The sequence below is a fragment of the uncultured Veillonella sp. genome (assembly GCF_934230905.1).
Taxonomy (GTDB): domain Bacteria; phylum Bacillota; class Negativicutes; order Veillonellales; family Veillonellaceae; genus Veillonella.
The window spans coordinates 1-6072 of the sequence record NZ_CAKQFJ010000050.1 but is presented as its reverse complement, the minus strand read 5'-3'; the positions used below and the strand labels follow the sequence as shown (position 1 = coordinate 6072).

Annotated in this window: 6 protein-coding genes; all 6 read left to right on the top strand. The window is 38.4% G+C overall.

Annotated features, from left to right (window positions below):
* Positions 1-158 precede the first annotated feature (158 nt).
* Complete coding sequence (locus Q0E20_RS09310; RefSeq protein WP_295999386.1) at positions 159-1208, top strand: D-glycerate dehydrogenase; 1050 nt, start codon at positions 159-161, stop codon at positions 1206-1208.
* Positions 1209-1292: 84 nt separating this feature from the next.
* Positions 1293-2981 (top strand): glutamine--tRNA ligase/YqeY domain fusion protein, encoded by a 1689-nt coding sequence (locus Q0E20_RS09305; RefSeq protein ID WP_295999383.1) that lies wholly within the window; start codon positions 1293-1295, stop codon positions 2979-2981.
* Positions 2982-3031: 50 nt separating this feature from the next.
* Positions 3032-3658 (top strand): hypothetical protein, encoded by a 627-nt coding sequence (locus Q0E20_RS09300; RefSeq protein WP_295999377.1) that lies wholly within the window; start codon positions 3032-3034, stop codon positions 3656-3658.
* 130 nt (positions 3659-3788) lie between these two features.
* The gene (locus Q0E20_RS09295; protein ID WP_295999373.1) at positions 3789-4355 is read left to right on the top strand and encodes a DUF3793 family protein; all 567 of its coding nucleotides are present in this window, start codon (positions 3789-3791) and stop codon (positions 4353-4355) included.
* 10 nt (positions 4356-4365) lie between these two features.
* Positions 4366-4785 (top strand): flavodoxin, encoded by a 420-nt coding sequence (locus Q0E20_RS09290; RefSeq protein WP_295999370.1) that lies wholly within the window; start codon positions 4366-4368, stop codon positions 4783-4785.
* Between the two features lie 127 nt (positions 4786-4912).
* A partial coding sequence (locus Q0E20_RS09285; RefSeq protein WP_295999368.1) for a RuBisCO large subunit C-terminal-like domain-containing protein occupies positions 4913-6072 on the top strand: 1160 nt, incomplete at its 3' end.

Sequence of the window (6072 nt, the reverse complement as noted above, 5' to 3'; positions counted from 1 at the left end):
AGAAGCATAATGCTTTTAGGACTCTTTTTGATTTATAGTTTACTATGAATTTTGGTAAATTTTCGATTATAGGATACAATATAGATACGAAAAATCTTCGCTGAAAATATATGATGTTATAGCATTAGAAATACATGTAGGGAAAGGATGGATTGATTATGGAACGTAAACCTTTAGTTGTGGTACCGGGCTTAGTACGCCGTGATGTGATTGCTTATTTACAAGAGCATGTTGATGTACGTCAATGGACAGAAAAAACTAAAATGCCTAGAGAGGTTTTAAAAGAATGGTTGCGTGATGCGGATGGATTATGGTCTATTAATTCTATATCGGTTGACGCGGACCTTGTCAAAGCTGCCCCTAATTTAAAGGTCATTGCACAAGCTTCAGTAGGATATGATAATGTAAAAATTGATGAACTTACAGCTGCCGGAATACCATATGGTAATACACCAGGTGTATTAAATGAAACAGTGGCTGAACTTGCTTTTACATTAATAGCTACGGCTAGTCGCCGCATTATTGAAAATGCAGCTTTCGTAAAAAATGGCCGTTGGGCTGAACGTCCTTCTAATATAAAGGGCTTTGATTTGAGTCGTCGTACCCTTGGTATCATCGGTATGGGTGCTATCGGTGTTTCTATTTCTCGTCGTGCCCGTGCCTTTGGTATGACCGTTGTATATCATAATCGTCATCAACGCAATGATGATCAATTGTATAGAACAACGTACATGGAATTAGATGAACTACTCGCTACGAGTGATGTTGTATGTATTATGGCACCTCTAACAGATGAAACATATCATATGTGTGATGCAGAGTTCTTCAAAAAAATGAAAAAGACTGCGTTATTTGTCAATGTGGGGCGCGGTGCCATCGTCGATACAGATGCTCTTATTAATGCACTCCAAAAGGGAGAAATCGACTATGCCGCTCTCGATGTGACAGATCCTGAACCATTGCCAGCAGATCATCCGTTGTTAAGCGTTGAAAATTGTTTGATTGTACCTCATATTGGTTCTTATACAGATCGTACACGCTATGATATGTCTATGTTGACGGCGGAAAATCTCATCGCTGGTGTCAATAATAAGCCTTTGAAGACTTGCGTTAATGAAGAAGTTAATTATAAAAAGCCTGAAATGGATGTGGACTCTGCTTTGGCAGAACTTAAAAAAGTAGGTGTTGATGTAACTGATTTTGATTAAACTTTGATAAGACTTTAAAAAATGTGCGGTCCTATATAAAATATGGTAAAATAAAAGAATATTTATCGTATGGAGGTTGTAACGTTGGAACATAAAGATACTGAACAAACTGTAGCTCCTGAAGAAGTTGTATCCATTAACTTTATCGAAGCTGAAATAAATAAAGATAATGAAGAAGGCGTATATGGTGGCCGTGTACATACGCGATTTCCACCGGAACCAAATGGGTATTTACATATCGGTCATGCTAAGTCTATTTGCCTTAACTTTGGTTTGGGCGAAGAATACAATGGCTTAACAAATTTACGCTTTGATGACACAAATCCTGAAAAGGAAGATGTGGAATATGTAAATTCCATTAAGGAGGACGTGGAATGGCTTGGATTCCATTGGGACGGTGACGTACGGTATGCATCTGATTACTTTGGTAAGATGTATGACTATGCCAAAAAGCTTATTACATTAGGAAAAGCTTATGTAGATGATCAAACAGCAGAAGAAATCCGTCAAACTCGTGGCGATTTCTCTACACCAGGTACAAATAGTCCATATCGCGATCGTTCTGTAGAAGAAAATTTAAAACTCTTTGAAGAAATGAAAGAAGGCATATACAAGGACGGCGAAAAGGTGTTACGCGCTAAAATTGATATGGCAGATCCTAATATTGTAATGCGCGACCCCGTATTATATCGTATTGTAAATGCAGCGCACCATCGCACAGGCTCTGAATGGAGCATTTATCCAATGTATGATTTTGCACATCCTATTGAAGATGCTATTGAACGCATTACCCATTCCGTATGTACGTTGGAATTTGAAGTGCATCGTCCATTGTATAATTGGGTTCTCGAAGATTGGGAAGATACAGAAAAACCTCGCCAAATTGAGTTCGCTCGTTTAAATGTAACAAAAATGGTTATGTCTAAACGCAAATTACGTGCTCTTGTAGAGGCTGGTCTCGTATCCGGCTGGGATGATCCTCGTATGCCTACCATTTCTGGCTTGCGTCGTCGTGGCTATACACCAGAAGCTATCCGTGATTTTTGTGACCGCATTGGTGTTGCTAAAGCGGATAGTACTGTAGATATTGCATTACTCGAATTCTGTATTCGTGAAGATTTGAAATTAAAAGCACCACGTCCGATGGTTGTCATCGATCCTGTTAAGGTTATCATTGATAATTATCCAGAAGGACAAACAGAACTTTGTTTGGTTGAAAATAATCCAGAAAATGAGGAACTTGGTACCCGTGAAGTGATGTTTGGTCGTGAAATTTATATTGAGCGTGCAGATTTTATGGAAGAACCAGTTAAGAAATTTTTCCGCTTGGCTCCAGGTAAAGAAGTACGTTTAAAGGGTGCTTATTTCATTACGTGCCAATCTGTTGTGAAAGATGAAAATGGTACTATTACCGAAATCCATTGTACATATGACCCTGAAACGAAGAGTGGTAGTGGTTGCACACGTAAAGTAAAGGGAACATTGCATTGGGTAGAGGCATCTACTGCTGTAGATATTGAAACTCGTTTGTATGATTATTTACTTAAGGAAGAATCTGATGGTAAAGACTTCTTAGCTGATTTTAATCATGAGTCTTTACATGTTATGCATAGTAAGGGTGAAGCAAGTCTTGCTAATACCGTTGTAGGTGATAGATTCCAATTCTTACGACAAGGTTATTTTGTAGTTGATAAGGATAGCACTGCCGACCATATTGTGGTAAACCGTATTGTAGGTTTGCGTGATACATGGGCAAAGCAACAAAAGAAATAGTTGTGATTAAACCGCCCCTTTAAGGGGCGGTTTTGTTTAGGAGAAAATATATGAAATCGATAATAGCTTTGGCTTTAGCTGGTATTGTTGTAATGAGTACCCCTATAATTGTTGATGCTGCTAATATTAATGCCAGTAAGTATACTGCTGCATATGGTACCTATAATGGTATGAAATTAAATGAAGGTGTTACTATATATGCTAATGCACCAAAGGCATTATTTGCCGGAGCGGCTAAAACAGATGTAAAAACAGCTTTGATGCAAGCTGGAGCTAGTCGTGCAGAAGTGTATACACTCAATATTAAAAATGGAAATGAAATGAATTATGCTGTTTTTGCAAATGTAATTGTAAGCAGTAAAAACAATCTTGTTAATATAAAGCATGTGAGTACTGACTCTAGCTCTGTTGGCAACTTGGTGGCCTCTATCAATGAAGGTACTGCAACAGAGTTAGGTTCATACCATGTTGTAACACCGCTTACAAAACATAATAAAGCATATATAGGGACTTTAAAATATACAAGTAAAGATAATAATAATTCTTATAATGAGGTTGTTCATATTGCAGTTTCTGATAGTAAATATGATGGCCCTAATATCCGTTTTATTGCTGTAGATGAAGAAAATGATGCTAAGGTTTTTCCTCGTATAAACAATGTTTTTAGTAGTAAATAAAAATATGTTATTGAAATAAATTTTCAATTATCTTGACAATGTTTATCATTGAGAGTACTATATGTACATAGGAATTAATCTCAACAACTTGAGATATTTCTGTGTAGATATGCAATAGGCAGGTACGACTATGATGAATTCAATTGACAATATCATTGGATTTCATTGTGCACCGGCAATTCGAGGCATTAAAATCTCGAATTTGGTTTCTATTCCACGGGACATGAATGAACAAATCCAATTCGTTTTGACTGAATATAATAAAGAGTTTAATGAAAAGGGTTTATTCTTCTTTGAATTATGTCGCTGTAAAGCACGTAGGCTATTATTGGTGTTCCGTGAGACACAATTACGAGACTATGTACGGCAACCTGCGGTGATGACATTTTTGAAAGCCTACGGCTATCAAGATAGTATGAGCATTAGGGAGATGCTTGAACATTTACGGTACCGTATGGAATCTTGCGTTGATTTTCCTCATGAAATCGGTGTATTTCTCGGATATCCGTTACAGGATGTAAAGTATTTTATTTCTCGTCGTGGCACGGGGTATTCTATGTGTGGTGAATGGAAGGTTTACCACGATGTGGTAGATGCACAACGCTCTTTCCTATGTTACAAAGCATGTCGTGAATTTTGTCAAACTCAATTGATGTTGGGAAAAACATTTAGTTCATTGGTCGCAAGAACGGCCTAGGAGGTACAAGATGATTGGTGTAATTTTTTGGTCCGGTACAGGCAATACAGAAAAAATGGCTTATGAAGTAGCTGAAGGTATTAAGGCTGCAGGTCAAGAAGTTGAAGTAAAATCCGTTTCTGAAGTATCTGTTGATGATGCAGCAGCTTACGATAAACTAGCTCTAGGTTGTGCTGACATGGGTGCTGAACAATTAGAAGAAGGCGAATTTGAACCATTTTACACTGAATTGGAAGGTAAATTGAGTGGTAAAAAAGTAGCTATCTTTGGCTCCTATGGTTGGGGTGGCACTTGGTTAGAAGACTGGGGCTCACGCATTAAAGATGCTGGTGGCGAATTAGTGGCTGACGGTGTTGCCGTTTTGGGCGAACCTGATGATGATGGCAATGCACAATGTCAAGAATTAGGTAAAACATTAGCTAACGCATAACAACTTCATATTATATAAGGGCTATAGCGATGGATGTGACATCGCTATAGTCTTTTTTATATCTCTTTATGGAAAGGTGTACTTCTTTGGTATATAATTAATAATATTATTGCAAAGGAGATATATTATGAAGGACGAGCGATTTATAGTTACCTATCGAATTGAAGCTAATACATATGAAGAAGCAAAGTCTATTGCTTGGGCTGTTCAAGTAGAACAAACGATTGAATTCCCTTATGAATTTGTAACTGATTCATATATTAAAGATACAATTACTGGTCGATTGGAATCTCTCGAGCCGATGGCGCAAGATTCTCCTTATTCTACGGTGGGAATCATGCCAAATAACGTAATTGATATATCGCGTTATTATGTGGCTCGCATTTCATATCATGTAGATACAACTGCATTAGAGGCAACACAATTCTTAAATGTTGTATTTGGTAATTCTTCTTTACAACCGCATATTTGGGTGGTAGATATAGAGCTATCTCCTACACTATTAGATGTATTTAAAGGCCCACGATTTGGTCTTCAAGGAATTCGTGAACTAGTACATACTCTAACGAGACCGATGATTCAGGCTGTAATTAAACCGATGGGGACTCCGAATGAAGAGCTGGCTCGTATGTGTGCTGCCTATACACGTGGTGGTGTAGATGTAATTAAAGATGACCATGGTATTACGAATCAGTCCTTTTCTCGGTTTAAGGATCGCGTGACACGATGTGCTGCTGCTGTTCACGAGATGAATGAAAAGTATGGAAAACATGCGTTGTATGCAGCTAATGTATCTGGTGATGGTACGGATGTGTTAGAGCGTGCTTACTTTGCTAAAGAGGCCGGTGCTACTGCTCTTATGGTGGCAACTGGACTTGTAGGAGCGGGGTGGCTACATAAATTGGCTACAGATGAAAGTTTGTGCTTGCCTATCATACATCATCCCGCTTATTCTGGTGGATTTGTAAGTTCTGGTGTATCTGGTATTGCGGATTATTTACAGTTAGGCTTTTTGCCACGTCTGTTTGGCGCTGATATGCTTGTTTTTGTGTCCTATGGAGGACGGTTCACGTTTACTCGTAGCCAATGTCAACAAATTTCTGCATATAGTAAACAGCGTGTAGGAATGATGAAAGCGGCATGTCCGGCTCCTGGTGGTGGAGTTACTGATGTGCGCCTTGCAGAGTTAGTGGAGTTGTATGGTAATGATACGATGTTTCTTGTAGGAGGCGATATGTTCCGTCGTGGACCAGATCTTGAAGCAAATATGGCGTATTTTGTTAATCG

Bases quoted from the DNA above. Each gene is read 5' to 3' on its own strand.
- Q0E20_RS09290 (WP_295999370.1), top strand. From the start codon at position 4,366: ATGATTGGTGTAATTTTTTGGTCCGGTACAGGCAATACAGAAAAAATG.
- Q0E20_RS09295 (WP_295999373.1), top strand. From the start codon at position 3,789: ATGATGAATTCAATTGACAATATCATTGGATTTCATTGTGCACCGGCA.
- Q0E20_RS09310 (WP_295999386.1), top strand. From the start codon at position 159: ATGGAACGTAAACCTTTAGTTGTGGTACCGGGCTTAGTACGCCGTGAT.
- Q0E20_RS09300 (WP_295999377.1), top strand. From the start codon at position 3,032: ATGAAATCGATAATAGCTTTGGCTTTAGCTGGTATTGTTGTAATGAGT.